We start from the raw sequence: 18,557 nt of genomic DNA on the forward strand, positions 1-18,557 counted from the left end.
CTTAAAACCCAACATTTAATCCAACTGCTAAAGTTTTAGTAGTTGGATATGCGTTCAACTCAATACCTGCTTTTGTGGGGTCACCCGGTAGTTCAGGAGTAAATCCGGAATATTTTTTAAATGTGAAATAGTTTTGTGCAGTAACAAAGACCCTGACAGAAGCAATTTTTAGCTTACTTAGTATACCAGGAGAAACGTTGTATCCAAGGGCAATATTATTGATACGGATAAAATCACCTGACTCAATGAAGTAAGTTGAGGCTGGTAAATTTCCGGCATTTCCACCTGGTTCGTTATTAATTCCACTTCCACGAGACCAACGTCCATAAGCCATTGATGCCTCAATATTATCGTACATTCCTTGTCTGAAAGCTTTTTTACCGTTGTAAACTTTATTGCCAAAATTGCCATATCCGTCTACACTCAAATCAAAGTTTTTATATGTAAAACCCAGATTAATACCGAAATAAGCGGTAGGTTGATAGGATCCTGCAAATACACGGTCTTCATCGTCTATTTTACCATCACCGTTGGTATCCTGATATTTGAAATCTCCCGGAGAAGCACTCGGCTGAATTACCTTTCCGTTTGAAGCCTTATAAGCATTGATCTCATCATCCGACTGGAAAACCCCTAATACCTGTAATATATAGAAACTTCCTACAGGTTGGTTATTATCTGTTTTGGTAGTATATTGTTGCGAACCACCAATACCTCCGTCAAGAATTGGTTGCCCACCATTCAGCCCTATTACAGAGTTTTTGTTAAAGGTTATGTTACCCCCTATCCTGTAACTCATGTCTTCGTTAATCTTATCTCTCCAGTTCAAGGCAGCTTCAAAACCTGTGTTTCGGATAGAGGCGGCATTGGTTAATACCACTCCGTCCTTATCACCTGTCACAGATGGTACTTTTACATTAATCAATAAGTCTTTTGATCTTTTATCGTAGAAACCAAATTCTCCTTGTAGTTTTCCATTCATTACACTAAACTCTAATCCTAAGTCAGCTTCTTCAGTAGTTTCCCATTTCAGATTCGGGTCTTTTATTTGTGTAATAGCCGAGCCTATGGTTGCTACTCCGCCACCAAACGGATAAGCCAGGTTTGGCTCAACAGTTACGATATAACCATCAGAACTGATGCGGTCGTTACCTACGCGTCCCCAGCTTGCTCTTAGTTTAATAGTCTGGAATAGAGATTGTCCTTTCAAAAACTCTTCATTTGTTAATACCCAGCCTGCGCCAAATGATGGGAAGTAACCCCAGCGATTTGATACCGGAAATCTCGAACTACCATCAGCACGCATCGTAGCTGTGAAAAGGTATTTATCGTTGAAATTATAATTCAAGCGACCGATATATGAGTTTCTGGACCATTTATCCCCCTCTCCACTATTCGTAGAAGTATTGGCATTCCCTGTATTGATATACCAAAGGTTTTTAGATGGAGGTACATCTTTTCTGAAAGCAGAGAATACACTTTGTGTATATTGCTCGGCTGTTGTACCAACCATGGCACTTATGGTATGTTTCCCGAAAGTTTTATTATAAGTCAAGGTATTATCCCATACCCATCTGAAAATATTCTCGTTGGTGACACTAAGGTTACTATTTGGGTTACGTTGGTTTCCACCTGCCTGGATGAACGTGGTTTCATCGTTATTAAACTGATAATTATAAAGGCGACTATTTCTCAGGTTTAAGTCCCCACCGATACTACTGCGGAATGTCAGAGATTTTATCGGATTAAATTCCAGATAAGCCGATGACTGCAGGCGATTTAGCACAGTATAATCGTCATTATTATTAATATCCAATATTGCATTCCCAACATTCTGGTATAAAGAAGTATTACCATATTTGCCATCAACCATTGCAGGAATGATTGGAGCCGCCCGGTAAGCATTGTTATAAGCAGAGTTAAGATTTACGTTTTGATCGCGGCTATTAGAGAATGACGTAGCCATGCCCACTTTTAACTTTTCGTGTAACTGAAAATCATCATTCAAACGAGCCGTAAAACGTCGGAAATTATTTTTGATTACAATACCTTCGTCACCTAAGTAACCTAAACTCAGATAATGCTTTGATTTGTCAGAACCTCCAGAAAGAGAAAGATTATGATTCTGCATGAACGCATTTCTCAAAATTTGTCCGTACCAGTCAGTTGAAATATCACCTGCCTGAATTACTTTTCCACTGGCTGCACTTACATAATTGGCATATTCTGTGGCATTAGCCATTTTTACCAGATTAGCGGCAGACCGCATACCCATCTGCACATTATAATTGACAGCCATTTTGCCTGACACGCCTTTCTTGGTAGTGATAATTACTACCCCGTTTGCTCCACGTGAACCATAGATGGCAGTAGCTGAAGCATCTTTTAAAATGTCAATATTGGTAATATCAGCGGTATTGATATTGCTGATATCATCAGTCAAAACTCCGTCAACTACAAAGAGTGTGGCTGTGCCAGCTAAAGCTGTTCCAGTACCTCGAATGCGGATATTTGGAGAACTACCTGGACGGCCACTGCTGATAATCTGAACCCCCGCAACTTTACCTTGAATGGCTTGTGTAGGGGTCATTACCGGTTGTTTAACCAGATCTTCGCCTTTTACACTTGAGGTGGCTCCGGTTACATCGACCTTACGCTGTGTACCATAACCTACTACTATCACTTGTTCCAATTCGTTTGTCGCTTCTTCAAGACCGATAGTTAAGGTTGTCTGATTGTTTACGGCTACTTCTTTATTAGAGTACCCAATAAAAGAAACAATCAATGTGGCATTGGGCAATGCATTGATACTAAAGTTTCCTTCGAAGTCTGCCACGGCTCCGGTATTAGTATCTTTAATTCTGACAGAAGCTCCGGGAATCCCCTCTTTCGACTTTTGATCAATTACCTTCCCTGTTATTTTAGTCTGGGCAAAAGCAATTGAACAACTGAATAAAAGAAGAAAAATACTCAGGCCTCTTGTCATAGATTTGATGAGAGAAATTTTATTCATACGGTAAATAACGAATGTAAGAAATTGTTTTGTTGTGTCTTTTAATAGATAATAAGCGCTACAAAAAACCAAAGTAATGATTGAGCTAGTACATCATTCTCTGAGTTTCACCATCGAACATCGGAAGAATAGTAATTAACTATCTATAAACTACTAATGTTTAAAAATTCCAGTTTATTGAAATAAACAAAGATTTTATTTAATTTATCCGCCACAAAGTACAGCTTTTTAAAACCATTATCCTAAAAAAACGCCACATCAATACTACATCATTTTGCTTATTTTCTGCGTTTTTTAGTTAATTTTACCACATCATGACAAAAATCTGGTACATCATATAGATGCTATTAAAAAAATTGAACCTTTTCTTTCGGTTATTATTACTACTGCTACTTTGGAATGAATCTTATTCGCAAAGCCTGGCTGATTTATGTCAACCTGATTTAATTAACTACTCACATCAGACATACAAAGCACATCGGCAGAACTGGGGGATAGCACAAAATCTCACCAATAAGTTTATGTACTTTGCTAATTCAAAAGGATTGCTTGAATATGATGGTACACAATGGACGACTTATGAATTACCAGCGAAGCAAATAGTACGTTCGGTGACTTGTGATAAAAGCGGCAGAATTTATACCGGGGCTTTAGGCGAATTTGGTTATTGGGAAAAATCGGCAAATGGCTCATTGGTTTATCATTCGTTAAAGGCACTTATTAAAGAGAGTTCCTTTGGACAGGAAGAAATCTGGCATATCCTTGAAACTTCAAATGGTATCATCTTTCAGTCGTTTGCTTATATGTATCTTTTGCAGAATAATTCGGTGAAGAAACTGCAGGCTCCCGGCAATATTCTTTTTGCATTCGATGTAAATGGGCGATACTTTCTGGAAGTGCTTGATAAAGGGCTTTATGAAATCATCAATAACCAATTTGTTTTCATTCAGAACAGCGAATTTCTAAGAAATGAATCAGTGCATACTATCTTGCCTACTACTAATGCTTCGAGTTTACTGGTGGGTACGAATAGAGGTCTGTATGAATATGATGGTACTGGTTTCAAGGTTTTTAATCAGCCATTGCAACAATTTGTTCAGCAAAACCAACTGAATGCCGGAGTCAGGTTAGAGAATGGTGGATATGTTTTTGGGAGTATTCTGAATGGAGTTGTGATAACAGATGCACAAGGCAATATTATCAACTATTTCAATCAGAAAAATGGTTTGCAGAATAATACGGTTCTATCACTCGAGGCTGATGAAAGTGGCAATGTATGGCTTGGATTAGATAAAGGTATTGCGATGATTGCTTTAAGTTCACCGTTCAAATATTTTGAAGACATTGAAGGAGAACTTGGGACGGTTTTCGATGCAGCCATTTTTCAGAATGCCTTATATCTGGCAACCAATCATGGCGTATTTTATACCTCCTTAAATAATCGTAATCGCCAGTTTAGTTTGGTACCAAATACACAAAGCCAGACCTGGGATTTAGAAGTGATTGACAACCAGTTGTTCTGCGGACATAATAATGGCACATTCACAATCAATAATCTAAAGGCAACTCCTATTTCTACTATTACCGGTGGGTTAGTGATAAAATCATTGAAGAATTACCCTAATCACCTGATACAAGGTACTTATACCAAGCTCAGTATTTATGAAAAGAATCCATCGGGCCAATGGGTTTTCTCTCATACGATTGATAATTTCTCAGCACCTATTAAACAGTTAGAAGAAAATGAGAAAGGAGAAATTTTTATTAATACCCTGAATAATGGTATTTTTAAATTGAAACTTTCTCCTGATTTAAGAAAGGTTGATAAACAGGAAGCTATCCGTCAAGCTTTTGTTCCCAAAAACCTTACAAAGATCCGCAATAAGATTGTAGTAACAAGTGATAGAGGTATTTTGGAATACAACGACAAAAGTCAATCCTTTCAGTCTGTGGCAACTCTCGAAGATTATACCAATATTCAAAAGATATTTCCCATTAGTGATAAAGAGGAATGGTATCTGAAAACAAATGGGGCTTTTGGTAGCATCTCTGCTCAGAATGTCTGGTTAGAATTACCTTTAAAAAAAGATACTTGGGTGAGTGATTATGAAAATTTAAAGGTCTTTGGAGGTACTTTTTTCTTTTGTAAAGAAAACGGATTTACGATTCTGGAACGCAATAGTATTCCAAATCTTTTGGGGTTAAAAGGGAAAAAACCAGTTATACGAAGCGTAAAAGTTGAAAATCAGTCTGATTTGACGAGATACTTCACTGAAAATAACACCAGACAGGATTTAGAATTTAAGTATAATCAGAATACGCTACAATTTACTTTCAGCTCTACCGATTATTCGTCATCTGTTAAATTCAGTTATTGGCTGGAAAATAATATGATTCGCTGGTCGGAGTTTTCGGAGAATTATGAAAAAGAATTTAATAATTTATCTCCGGGCTCTTATATACTGCATTTGCGTACCAATACCAGCGACGCAGAAACGGTGCTTCGCTTTGTGATTCTTGACCCCTGGTATTGGAATCTCTGGAGTAAAGCTTTATATCTGATATTCTTTATGGGTATCTCTTATTATTTGTATAAACTACACCTGAAAAGATTGAAGGAACAAAATCAGAAATTGGTACAGGAAAAAGAAGAGGAACTAAAACGTCAGCAGGAAAAAAGTAAACAGGAGATTATTACACTTAGAAATGAACAGTTAGAACAGGATATAATCCGAAAGTCGGAAGAGTTGGCCAATTCGACCATGCAGTTGATTAAAAAGAATGAATTGCTGCAACAATTAAAAGCAGAAAGTCAGGAATTGGAAGAACATTCAAAGGCTGGTTCGCTGAATCATATCATTAAGTTGATTGATAATAATATATCCTCCGGGCATGATTGGCAGGTGTTTGAACAGAACTTTAATCGGGTGCATGAAGAGTTTTTTAAGAAATTACTGGAACGTTATCCTGATTTATCTCCCGGAGATTTAAGACTTTCTGCTTATCTACGCATGAATCTATCGTCTAAAGAAATTGCGCAATTATTAAATATAACCTACCGCAGTGTTGAATTGAAGCGATATAGACTCAGGAAAAAACTGAATCTGGAAACTGAGGAGAATTTAGTGGAATGGTTGATTGGGGCGTTTTAGCTAAACAAAAATGCCTGCCCTTAGTAATTGGGGCAGGCATTTTTGTTTATTAAGTTCCTATTGATTCTTATAAACTTTACCATCTTTCATCACAAAAGACAGTTTCTTTTCAATCAGGGTTACATCTTGTTGCGGGTCTCCGTCTACAGCTATAATGTCTGCCCATTTTCCTACTGCAATTGAACCTGTTTTATCTTTAATGCCTATCAAATCAGCGGCATTGATTGTTGCTGCCTGAATGGCCTGAATGGGTGTAAGACCATATTTTACCATGTAAAAGAATTGTTTGGCATTATCGCCGTGAGGATATACGCCTGAATCTGTACCATAAGCTACTTTTACGCCCGCTTTAATTGCTTTTTGAAAGTTTTCTCTTTGAGTTCTACCTACAAGCTTCTCTTTATCAATGATTTTTTGTGGAACACCCATTTTTGAATACTCCGACAAAATATAATCATCATTATAAATATCAGCTACCAGGTAGGTTCCTTTTTCTTTCATCAAGCGAATACCTTCATCATTCAGAAAACTTCCGTGTTCTATAGAGGCCACACCTGCTTTTACTGCCATATTGATACCCTCAGCACCATGTGCATGAGCCGCTACTTTTTTGCCCCACAATCTGGCCTCTTCTACAATGGCATTCATTTCTTCTTGTGAGTATTGAGGTGCGCCAACAGATTCTTCTTCTGTTAAAACTCCGGCGGTGGCTCCAAACTTGATTAAATCAGCACCATATTTGATATTTTTACGAACCATCTTTCTCACACCATCTACTCCGTCAGCCACACCAGATTCCTGTTGAAAATGGACGTAGGGTGAGAAACCTGTTAAATCGCCATGGCTTCCGGTTGCGCCAATGAAAAACCCGGCTACATATAGTCTTGGTCCTTCTACTTTACCAGAATTAATGGCATTGCGTAGAGATATATCAATGAACTCGCTGGCGCCCACATCACGACAGGTGGTAAAACCTGCTTGTAGTGTACGTTTGGCATAAATATGGGCTGTAACAGCTACATCAATCGGAGACTTACGGAATAAATCTTCCATATAGTTCTCGGGTTGGAAAATAATGTGTGTATGGCAGTCTATTAAGCCAGGTAGCACCGTTTTTTTGCTTAAATCTATCACCTGTGCATTGGCAGGGATTTTCACATTGCCTCCTACCTCAGTTATCAGGTTGTCTTTAATTAGTATTACCTGATTATCTAGGAAAATCCCTTTTTCGCTATCAAATAGTTTTCCTGCTTTGATAGCGGTGGTTTTCTCCTGGGCGAAAACATTTACTAGTAAAACGCTAAATAAAATAGAAAGAATATTCTTCATACATGCAATTATTAATCGGGTTTAATTCTGATATTTTTACCTGCATCGGCATAATTTTTGCAATTTATACATTACAATGATTTAATCTCAATTTTACGGTAAAACTCTAATAATAAAACCCTTTTGAGTAGAATTATACCAATGATTTTATTTATTTCGTAATTAATTAAAAAGCACAGAAAATAACCAATTCCTCGCTTGTGACTAAGTTTAAAAATTTGACCCTAAAGGTAAAACTACCATTATCAATGTTAAAAAAATATCTACTGCTTTTGTTGGCATTTACTTATGCTGTGTCTAATGCCCAGGTCAGAATTGAAAAAGAACCACAATGGAAAGTCAATTTTACACCTACCAGCCTTAAACCAAATCCTAAAGATATATCAGATGGGTACTTCGAACTTCTGGTAGAAAAACAGTATCATGCTGAATTACAAGCGCGTTATACGCATGTCGTACGCGAAATAGTTTCAGCTTCAGGAGTCCAGAACGGCTCCGAAATTTCTGTAAATTACGAACCTGCTTATCAGAAATTAGTTTTTCATAAAATCACCATTCGAAGAAACGGGAAAGAGATTAATAAGCTAACACCTTCAGCAGTCAAAATAAGTCCAATCGAACAGGAAAGGTCAAGATTTCTTTATAATGGAACCAATAACGCCTCAGTAATTTTAGAAGATATTAGAAAAGGAGACCTGATTGATTATTCTTATACAATTACTGGCGAAAATCCGATATTTGAAAACAGATTTTTCGAAAATTTCTATTTATATACCAATTATCCTGTTTCACAAATATATCTGGTCAGTATTGTTTCCAGTAATAGAAAACTATACAGTAAAGAGTTCAACAATCCTGTTAAACCTAAAATATCATCAAAAGATGGGTTGACCGTATACGAATGGAATCTTATACTTCCAAAGATTCATAAGTTTGAAGATTATGAGCCTGAATGGCATGAAGGTTACCCTTATGTCGAATTCAGCGAATACAATTCATGGAAACAAGTGGTAGATTGGGCTTTGCCATTGTATCAGAGGACAAAGCAACCTCCTGTCTCATTAAATGCAAAAATTGCTGAGTTCAAGAAAGAAGCAGGCAATAATCTGGATAAATATGCAGAGTTGGCCACAAGATTTACGCAGGACGAAATTCGGTATATGGGCATCGAAGTTGGTACAAATTCTCATAAACCTCATGCTCCTGAAAAGGTTTTTCAACAACGCTATGGAGATTGTAAGGATAAATCGTTCCTTCTATGCAATCTTTTGGCTGGAGCAGGTATCGAGGCATATCCGGCCTTGGTAAATACTTATAAAAAGAGATATTTAAACCAGAAACAGCCATCTCCAATTGCCTTTAATCATGTGATTGTATATGCAAATATCTCAGGAAACTGGACCTGGATTGACCCAACGATTTCTTACCAACGAGGAAGACTTGTGAATGGTTACATCCCTGAATATGGCAAGGCTCTGGTTATTAAGCCAGGCCAGACAGATCTTACCGTAATTCCCGAAAATTATGCAGGTACAACCACCATTACAGAGAGATATACAATTCCTGAAATTGGCAAAGCAGCCAGGCTTGATGTGGTGTCAAGGTACTCTGTTTCTCATGCAAATACCATTAGAAGTACATTTGCCGAAAAAGCGCTTACAGATACGGAGCAAGGGTATACAGATTATTATGCAGGTCTATTCTCTAAACCTGCCTTCGTGAAATTAGATACGCTCTATTATGACGATGATGAAAAGGATAATGTATTTACTGTTAATGAAAGCTATACGATTGAGGATATCTGGGAAAAGCAGGATTCAACTAAAAACATTCATTCGATTACCATTTGGGGAGACCTATTAAAAGAACATTTAATAAAAATAAAGGATAAAAGCCGTATTAGCCCAATTGCCCTATCATACCCTTATGAGCTGGACTATACTATAGAAGTTGTCTTTCCGGAAAGTTGGACAATCAATAGCGAGAGTGTCAATATCAAAAGAGATTCGTATGAATTTACAGAAGGCTCCTATTATGAAGCCTCTACTAAAACGTGGAAAGTCCACTATACCTATAAGACCTTAAAAGATCATGTTCTTCCTGAAAATTATGCAAAGTTTAACGACGATGCAAACAAAATGCGCGACGAGTTAGGAAAGACAATTACCTGGAATCCTAATGGAGATAATACCCAGAATGCGGATTCGTCAACTAATTGGATAATGGTTTTCATTGGCATTATATGCAGTATTGGATTTGTCTACTTAGTTTATCGCTTCAATCAATATTCATTGCCTGTTGCTACCCATAATCCCCCCTTACAATTGGGTGGTTGGGTAGCAGTATATGGTTTGGTATTGGCTCTAAATCCTTTTTTTGTGATTTATGCTTTATTTAATGAAAATTCTTACTTTAATATAAATGTCTGGAATGTTTTTGGAGAAGATAATTATTTCTACAAATCCTTTTTGGTATTTGAGTTTGTATGCATAATAGCAAGAGTATTCTGGGCTATTCTTCTATTGATTTTATTCTTTAACCGAAGAAATACACTTCCTAAATTAGCTATTTACTTCCACTATTTTTTAATTATTTATGTATTTCTGGATTGGATGATATTAATTTATGCCTCTACCCTTCTCAACACAGAAATGAATGCTGATACAGGAGCAATAGATTTTTTCAAAATACTTATTTATGGTGCTGTATGGGTTAGTTTTTTGAATCGATCACAAAGAGTAAAAGATACATTTACCTTACCATACAGCGGCAAAGCAGATAAGCATAAACAAAATCCCGAAGGAGATCAGATAATATATCAGCTAAAAAGAAACGACGATACTGAATAGTATTAACCTAGACTTTCTACTCGTAACGTCACTGCACGTTTATGCGCCTCTAAAGATTCGGCTTCTGCCATGAGCTCGACAGTTTTGCTGATATTCTTTATGCCTTCTTCTGATATTTCCTGAAAGGTAATTTTTTTTACGAAACTATCTAAAGAAACACCACTGTAAGCACGGGCATAACCATTAGTTGGCAAGGTATGGTTTGTACCGGATGCATAATCACCGCATGATTCAGGTGTATAATTACCCAGGAATACAGAACCAGCATTCACAATTTTTTCTGCTACTTCAGAATAATTCTCTACTGACAGAATTAGGTGTTCAGGTGCATAATCATTCAGCAAATCAATGCAATCTTTCTCACTTTCCAGAAGAATCATTTTTGAGTTTTCAATTGCCTGGGTTGCTAACTCTTTTCTTGGCAAACGATTCAACTGTCCGGATACAGCCAGATTTACTGCTGAAACTAGTTTCTTACTGGTAGTAACCAATAAAACCTGACTATCAGCTCCGTGTTCGGCTTGTGAGAGCAAATCAGATGCAACAAAAGCCGGAATTGCTGTATCATCAGCCATCACAGCTACTTCTGACGGACCGGCAGGCATATCGATAGCTACTCCCTCTTTACTTAATAATTGTTTGGCAGCTGTTACGTATTGATTACCCGGCCCGAATATCTTGTATACTTGTGGAATAGTTTCTGTACCATAAGCCATCGCGGCGATAGCCTGTGCCCCTCCCACCCTGAAAACTTGTGTAACACCTACCAGTTTGGCTGCATAATAAATGGCTGGGTGATTACTTGGCGAACATAAAACTACTTCCTGACATCCGGCAATCTGTGCGGGAACGCCTAGCATCAATACCGTAGAAAATAGTGGTGCAGTTCCACCGGGAATATAAAAACCTACTTTCTGAATGCCCACGCTTTTTCTCCAGCATTTAATGCCTGGCATGGTTTCTATTACTTGAGGCTCTTGCTTTTGAGCCACATGAAAGGTATAGATATTATTATAAGCCTGTTTAATAGCTTCTCTCAAATCTTCTGATAATTGTTGCTCTGATGCATCAATTTCAGCTTGTGAGACCTGAATGGTATCTAATTCAACTTTATCAAATTTTAAAGCAAATTCTTTCAGGGCTTTGTCGCCTTCTGCTTTTACTTTGGCTAAAATCGGCTGAACTTTTTGTTCAATATCTGCCATTTCCTGCACTGGGCGTGCAAGCAATTGTTTCCACTCGGCGTGTGGAGGAAAAGAAACTATTTTCATTTAACGCACAATTTTCAATTTTTCAACCAATTCAGCCGAAATACTTTCGGCATAGACTCCATATGCATTTACCAGAATACCTTTTATATCTGCCGACGGCGAAGATATAGCATACACAACTACCTCATCGTCCGGGTTTGTATCGCCTTCAAAACGATATACCTCATCAATCTGAAATTCATCAGGCTGTAAGCTGGTTTCGTTGGTATGGCAGTATAGTACTTCGTCTTTCAGGTTAAAATTATGGTTATAACCTTTGCTTACCAAAGCGTTAATGGCTTCAGCAGAAGTATCGTAGGTAGTCATGGTATGATGGTTTAGTGTTAATAAATCATTTTTTCTATCGGAATCACTAAAATTCCCTCTGCACCTGCTCCACGAATCGCCTCAATGTTTTCCCAGAACTGGTTTTCTTCTAATACCGAATGAATCGAGCTCCAACCAGACATTGCTAAAGGCACAATGGTTGGGCTTTTCATCCCAGGTATCATATTGATAATATCATCCAGTTTATCGTTAGGCGCGTTCAAGAGGATATATTTGTAATTCTGAGCAGTTTGCACTGCTCTTATTCTGAATAACAATTTGTTGAGCGTTTCGTGCTTTTCTGCTGACAATTTTTTATTGGCAATCAGAATAGCTTCCGAACGGAAGATAACCTCTACCTCTTTTAAGCCATTGCTCAATAAAGTACTGCCCGAGCTTACGATATCGCAAACTCCTTCAGCCAGACCAATACTTGGGGCAATTTCAACAGAACCACTGATTTCATGTATTTCTGCTGCCACATTCTTTTCCTTTAAATAAGCGCCTAAAATACGAGGGTAAGAGGTAGCAATGCTCTTGTTCTGAAAATCTTCGATACCCTTAAATTCAATTCCTCTTGGAATGGCAATGGATAAGCGGCATTTCGAAAAGCCTAATCTATAAGTTAATTCAGCTGAACGGTCTGACTCCACAAATACATTCTCACCAACGATTCCGATGTCTGCCACGCCATCTTCTACGTAGCCAGGAATATCATCATCTCTTAAAAAAAGGAACTCTGCCGGGAAATTAGAAGAGGAAGTTTTGAGTTTGCCTGTGCCGCTCTCGAACTTAATGCCACATTCTTTGAAAAGTCCAAATGAGTCTTCGCTTAATCTTCCCGATTTTTGCAGGGCTATACGTAAAATTGAATCTTTATTTAACATTTATTTGTGATTTCATTGAAAAGTCTGCAAAAATACATTATGGAACGGTTTTTGCAAAGTGATTGGGTAGTATAAAAAAAAAGTGCAAGTTTTAATAGAAAATTAACTTGAAAAAACTTTGTTTTTATATTAACTTTACCTCGTCGTAAAGAGTTTCCAAAACTATCCTAAACACTAAGTATTCTAGTAATCTATGAGACAACCGGTACATCTTAGCTACCGTTCAACACGTGCGGTAACTTACACTAAAACCAAAAAGGTAATTTCAGTTATTATTATTGCGTCAATCTGTTTGCTAGCGATTTTTTTCTGATTTCCAGTAAGTAAAAACTGAAGAGTACATAATCTAAAAATTATGTACTCTTTTTTTATTATACCTGTTCTTTCTTCTAACTTAGCGCCCTGTTATACTTTTAATCCTCCATTCTAAACTAACACTTCATGAAAAAAATTATTTTTTTCGTGCTGGCCTCTTTTGCAGCCATTGCACAGAATGATTATGTCAAACAAAATTATACTAAGTACGAGTACAAAATTCCGATGAGAGACGGGGTTAAATTGCATACGGCTGTCTATGTACCTAATAACGCCTCTGAGACCATCAAATATCCGATGATGATGCAACGAACCTGTTATAGCGTTGCTCCTTATGGTGAAGACAAATATCCTTCGAAACTAGGGCCCTCTTCTTTTTTAATGAAAGATAAATTTATTTTCGTTTATCAGGACGTGAGAGGGCGTTGGATGTCGGAGGGAACCTGGACAAACATGACTCCGAATAATCCGGGCAATGATGCCACAACTCCTGTCGACGAAAGCTCCGACACCTATGATACCATTGAGTGGTTAATCAATAATGTTAAATATAACACTGGTAAAGTTGGCCAGTGGGGTATCTCTTACCCAGGTTTTTATACAGTTGCCGGAGCGGTTGATGCGCACCCTGCTTTAAAAGCTTCTTCTCCACAAGCCCCGGTAAGTGATTTCTTCTTTGATGATTTCCATCATAATGGTGCCTTCATTCAAGCTTATATTTTCACGTTCCCTGTATTCGGTGTGCAACATTCTGGCCCGACTTCGCAAGCCTGGTATAAGATGATTAATACCACCGATATGAGAGATGGCTATCAGTTTCAGTTGAATTTAGGTCCTTTGAAAAATGCTAATAAGTATTACCCTGATAACTTTTACTGGAAAGAAACTGTTGAACACCCGAATTATGATTCATTCTGGCAGAAAAGAAGTATTCTGCCACATTTAAAAAATGTGAAGCACGCTGTAATGACCGTTGGTGGCTGGTTTGATGCGGAAGATTTATATGGCCCTTTGAATGTCTATAAGAAAATAGAAAAGAATAATCCTGGCACTTATAATACTTTAGTAATGGGGCCATTCGGACATGGTAGGTGGTCGGCTGAAACTGGACATACCTTGCACAGCAATGTATATTTTGGAGATAGTATTGCTACTTTCTACCAGAAAAATATTGAAGCGCAGTTTTTTACGCACTTCCTGAAAGGCCCAGGAGATGGCAAAACGGGATTACCTGATGCCTATTTATTTGATACAGGAAACAAAGAATGGAAACAATTTGATAAATGGCCGTCGGCTTCTGCACAAAAATTGACTTTTTATCTGAATAGTGATGGTAAACTTGCTCAGACAAAACCAGCTAAGGTAACAGCCAGCACTTATATAAGTGATCCTCAAAAACCAGTGCCTTATAGTGAAGATTTAACTTCTATGGCAAATTTCACTCCGTTTGCTTATATGTCAGAAGACCAACGTTTTGCAGCAAGACGCCCAGATGTTCTGGTGTTTGAAACCGATGTATTGACAGATGATATAACTCTAGGAGGAGAAATTTTTGCCAAACTGAAAGTTAGTACCACCGGAAGCGATGCTGACTGGGTTGTGAAGCTCATTGATGTATATCCGGCCAATGAGCCCAATCACCCCTATATGCCTGATAAAAAAATGCTGATGGCCAATTATCACCAGATGGTGCGTAGTGAAGTGCTTAGAGGCAGATTCAGAAACAGTTTTGAAAAACCAGAAGCCACTGTTCCTAATAAAGTAACTGATATTAATTTCCAGTTGCAGGATGTGCTGCATACTTTCAAGAAAGGGCATAAAATTCAGATTCAGGTGCAAAGCACCTGGTTTCCGTTGATCGACCGTAACCCTCAGAAATTCGTACCGAATATTTTCAAAGCTGAAGAATCAGACTTTATCAAGGCAACGCATAAAGTTTATTCAGATTCTAAAATTGAAGTTGAGGTATTAAAATAATGATTTGCGGATTTTTAAAATATTTTTTCGTTAATGCTACCGTTAGATAATTTTTGGCACGGGTTTTGTTAGTACTATATTACCTATACGAAGAGATTTGAGAGACAGGAAACAGGTAAAACATTAAGATGATAATATGTTCTATAAATATTAAAAATTTTATTACTCCAATCGACACTCTACTATTTGTCGACGGGTAAGATTCATCGTGTATTAAACAAAAAAATCGCCGCATCTTGTGGCGATTTTTTTTTATGGTTGTTCTGATTAGCCGGACATTAATAGTTATCGTATTTACCTAGTACGCAAGCAAGTATTTTTTTGACCTAACGTCTTCTTTAAGTTTAGGCAGCAAAAGTTTTAAAATGAACCTGTTTAAACTTTTTATTTAATGACGAGAATGAGCGGACGAAATAAAAGTAAAAATTAGACATTCGTAGTCAAAAGAAATAAGTTTAAACAGGTTCAATAATACATTTTACAATTACCAGCGTAAAAAATAAATATTTTTCTTGCACTCCTGTTGCATGGGTTTCTTATCTACATTTGCCATATCAACCAGTTTACGTACCTATTTCTGAGTTTTATCTGCTATTTCTGGCCAGTCTTCCTTGTGATAATACAAGTAAGTATGTAGCAGAAACTAAACAAACTATTGTACGTAGCGATACTGATTCTCAGGCGAGCCATGGTGTTGATTCAGACTTCTGTTCACCGCTTTTTAGCTCTGCTTGTTGCGGTTCCCGTATGATTATACAGGTTCCTGTTTCTAGATTAACATATAGAAAAGTAAAATTTCCTTACAAAACCAAAGATGCCTCAAGCTTTATTTCTTTACCCTGGTAACCGCCACAATTAGTTTAATACGACTTATAAAGTATCAGCCGATAAAGCTCGGATGATTAATAGTGCTTATTTATCAAGTAAGCCTTAAAGGCTATGATATTAACTAATTTATGGCAAATGAAAAGAAGCAACTGATAATAGATTTTAAATACACAACTCTCTTTTGCATAAACGCAACCGAGTATGGTTGTAAAAGACAGAAAAACAAAAGAGCCTTTGATTGGAACTACGGTTTCAATAGAATGAACCGAAAACCGAAATACGCTCATTCAATGGGGTATCAAGATAAAATTGTTAGAATTTAATTTAATACTGGTTTCTAAAATAATAAATATATGAAGCATGAGCATGACCACAAACACCCGCACGAACATCCACCGGGTGTTAATACAGACCCGAATCACGTACATACGTATGATGAGCAGGGACGAATGACTTGTTGTTCTTTGGAAGAAAAAATTTATACGCAAGCCAATGCCAAAGAATTATTGATTCCGGCTAAAGATAAAAAAACTTATAATCATAATCACGAGCATGGGGATCATGACCATGATCACGACCACGGAGAACATGAACACGGACATGACCATAATCATGATCATGATGGCCCTGTGGGTTGGACGCAATACCTACCAGCTTTGTTTAGTCTGGCGATGTTATTAATTGGTATTGCCTTAGATAATTTTATTGAAAACACCTTTTTCAATAGTTATTTCAGATTAGTATGGTATCTGATTGCTTATTATCCGGTGGGTTTTCCGGTAATGGAAGAGGCTTGGGAAGCCATCAGCAGAAAGGAGTTTTTTACCGAGTTTACGCTCATGGTATTGGCTACTGTCGGTGCATTTGCAATTGGTGAGTATCCTGAAGGTGTGGCGGTCATGTTATTCTATGCAGTTGGAGAATTATTTCAGAGCGCTGCTGTCAATAGAGCTAAAAATAATATCAAAGCCCTATTGGATATTCGTCCGGCATCTGCCAGTGTATTGAGAAATAATGCCTATCAGGAAGTAAAACCTGAATCAGTAGAGATTGGAGAAACCATTCAGATTAAGGCAGGGGAAAAAGTACCTTTAGATGGAGAAATGCTGAGTGAGCGAAGCAGCTTCAACACCTCGGCTCTGACTGGTGAAAGTAGACCCAAAACTATTGAAAAAGGCGAGTCAGTATTGGCAGGGATGCTAAATTTGGATAAGGTTATTGAATTAAAGGTAAGCAAAAAATTTGCCGATAGCTCGTTAGCCCGTATCCTGGATATGGTGCAAAATGCCACGACCAGAAAAGCCAAAACAGAATTACTCATTCGGAAATTCGCCCGGATATACACGCCAATTGTGTTTTTTCTGGCGCTTGCGGTTGTGTTTGTACCTGCACTGATTGTAGAAAACTATACATTTAATGAGTGGCTGTACAGAGGGCTTATTTTTCTGGTTATCTCCTGCCCTTGCGCTCTGGTTATTTCTATTCCATTAGGGTATTTTGGTGGAATTGGTGCGGCCTCACGCAATGGTATTTTGTTCAAAGGCTCCAATTACCTTGATTTGATGACTAAAGTCAATACAGTGGTGATGGATAAAACAGGTACTTTGACCAAGGGAGTATTTAAGGTGCAAGACATTGTAAGCAATAGTCTGGATAAAGATGAGTTTATCAGCATAGTAGCAGCTTTAGAAAGTAAATCAACACACCCGATTGCAAAGGCCATTGCTGAATATGCTTCAAGCAAAAAAACATTTTCTGCCAATGATATTGAAGAAATCTCAGGACATGGATTAAAAGGTAAAGTGGGTGGCAAAGAGGTGTTGGCTGGAAATCTTAAACTCTTGCAAAAGTTTAAGATTAGCTATGACAAATCTTTGGAAGATATTGTAGAGACGATTGTAGTGGTGGCCATTGATGGGAAGTATGCGGGGCATATCACGATTGCCGATGAAATAAAAGAAGATGCCATTGAAGCCATTAAAGAAATGCATAAAAATGGCATCACTCAGACCATCATGCTGAGTGGTGATAAAAATTCTATTACTCAGAAGGTCGCCAAGTCTATTGGTATAGATAGAGCTTACGGTGATTTATTGCCTGAAAATAAAGTGCAGAAGGTTGAGGAATTGCGAAAGGATACGGCAAAAATAACGGCATTCGTGGGTGATGGTATTAATGATGCTCCGGTATTGGCCTTAAGCGATGTAGGTATGGCAATGGGTGCGATGGGAAGTGACGCGGCCATTGAAACAGCCGATGTGGTGATTCAGACTGACCAGCCATCCAAAATAGCAACTGCTATTAAAATTGGTAAAGCTACCAAAAGCATTGTTATTCAAAACATCATATTAGCATTTGCTGTAAAAGTAATCGTATTGATTTTAGGGGCTGGCGGCTTAGCAACCATGTGGGAAGCTGTATTTGCCGATGTTGGTGTAGCTCTTTTAGCTATTTTGAATGCAGTCAGAATCCAACGAATGTCATTCTAAAGAATATCATCAATCGTTTTTATCGGAGGTAGTTCATTTTTGAGCTACCTCTTTTAATTAGGTTGATTTTAGCTTTCAGCTGTTGTGATAATTTGAGAGCAACTTGCTCAATATTTTAATCCTATTATAGTTAATTATGAG

10 protein-coding genes are annotated in these 18,557 nt (G+C 37.7%); 5 read left to right on the forward strand and 5 right to left on the reverse strand.

Annotated features, from left to right (window positions below):
* Position 1: 1 nt before the first annotated feature.
* Positions 2 to 3,013: a SusC/RagA family TonB-linked outer membrane protein gene (locus ACYVFA_RS06805; protein WP_460471060.1), complete on the reverse strand. Its 3,012-nt coding sequence runs from the start codon at positions 3,011 to 3,013 to the stop codon at positions 2 to 4.
* A 356-nt stretch (positions 3,014 to 3,369) separates the two neighbouring features.
* On the opposite strand from ACYVFA_RS06805, the gene ACYVFA_RS06810 reads away from it, so the two are divergent.
* Positions 3,370 to 6,165: a helix-turn-helix and ligand-binding sensor domain-containing protein gene (locus ACYVFA_RS06810; RefSeq protein WP_460471061.1), complete on the forward strand. Its 2,796-nt coding sequence runs from the start codon at positions 3,370 to 3,372 to the stop codon at positions 6,163 to 6,165.
* Positions 6,166 to 6,222: 57 nt separating this feature from the next.
* Here the strand turns inward: ACYVFA_RS06810 and ACYVFA_RS06815 are convergent, their stop codons facing one another.
* Positions 6,223 to 7,494: a metal-dependent hydrolase family protein gene (locus tag ACYVFA_RS06815; protein ID WP_460471062.1), complete on the reverse strand. Its 1,272-nt coding sequence runs from the start codon at positions 7,492 to 7,494 to the stop codon at positions 6,223 to 6,225.
* A 248-nt stretch (positions 7,495 to 7,742) separates the two neighbouring features.
* Between ACYVFA_RS06815 and ACYVFA_RS06820 the strand changes: the two genes are divergently transcribed.
* Positions 7,743 to 10,343: a DUF3857 domain-containing protein gene (locus tag ACYVFA_RS06820; RefSeq protein ID WP_460471063.1), complete on the forward strand. Its 2,601-nt coding sequence runs from the start codon at positions 7,743 to 7,745 to the stop codon at positions 10,341 to 10,343.
* 2 nt (positions 10,344 to 10,345) lie between these two features.
* On the opposite strand, the gene hisD is transcribed toward ACYVFA_RS06820, so the two are convergent.
* The 3 genes from hisD to hisG are packed head-to-tail and all read right to left on the reverse strand — an operon-like array spanning position 10,346 to position 12,807.
* Complete coding sequence (hisD, locus tag ACYVFA_RS06825) at positions 10,346 to 11,614, reverse strand: histidinol dehydrogenase (protein WP_460471064.1); 1,269 nt, start codon at positions 11,612 to 11,614, stop codon at positions 10,346 to 10,348.
* Positions 11,615 to 11,920, reverse strand: coding sequence for a phosphoribosylpyrophosphate synthetase (locus ACYVFA_RS06830; RefSeq protein WP_460471065.1), 306 nt, complete (start codon positions 11,918 to 11,920; stop codon positions 11,615 to 11,617).
* 17 nt (positions 11,921 to 11,937) lie between these two features.
* Complete coding sequence (gene hisG / locus ACYVFA_RS06835) at positions 11,938 to 12,807, reverse strand: ATP phosphoribosyltransferase (protein WP_460471066.1); 870 nt, start codon at positions 12,805 to 12,807, stop codon at positions 11,938 to 11,940.
* Between the two features lie 441 nt (positions 12,808 to 13,248).
* On the opposite strand from hisG, the gene ACYVFA_RS06840 reads away from it, so the two are divergent.
* The 3 genes from ACYVFA_RS06840 (at position 13,249) to ACYVFA_RS06850 (ending at position 18,416) form a co-directional block, all read left to right on the forward strand.
* Positions 13,249 to 15,099, forward strand: a complete 1,851-nt coding sequence (locus ACYVFA_RS06840; protein WP_460471067.1) for a CocE/NonD family hydrolase — start codon at positions 13,249 to 13,251, stop codon at positions 15,097 to 15,099.
* Positions 15,100 to 15,645: 546 nt separating this feature from the next.
* Positions 15,646 to 15,945 carry a hypothetical protein gene (locus ACYVFA_RS06845; protein ID WP_460471068.1) on the forward strand — a complete coding sequence of 100 codons (300 nt, stop codon included), beginning with the start codon at positions 15,646 to 15,648 and terminating at the stop codon, positions 15,943 to 15,945.
* Between the two features lie 335 nt (positions 15,946 to 16,280).
* Positions 16,281 to 18,416, forward strand: a complete 2,136-nt coding sequence (locus ACYVFA_RS06850) for a heavy metal translocating P-type ATPase (RefSeq protein ID WP_460471069.1) — start codon at positions 16,281 to 16,283, stop codon at positions 18,414 to 18,416.
* Positions 18,417 to 18,557 lie beyond the last annotated feature (141 nt).

The organism is Emticicia fontis, from assembly GCF_054779675.1.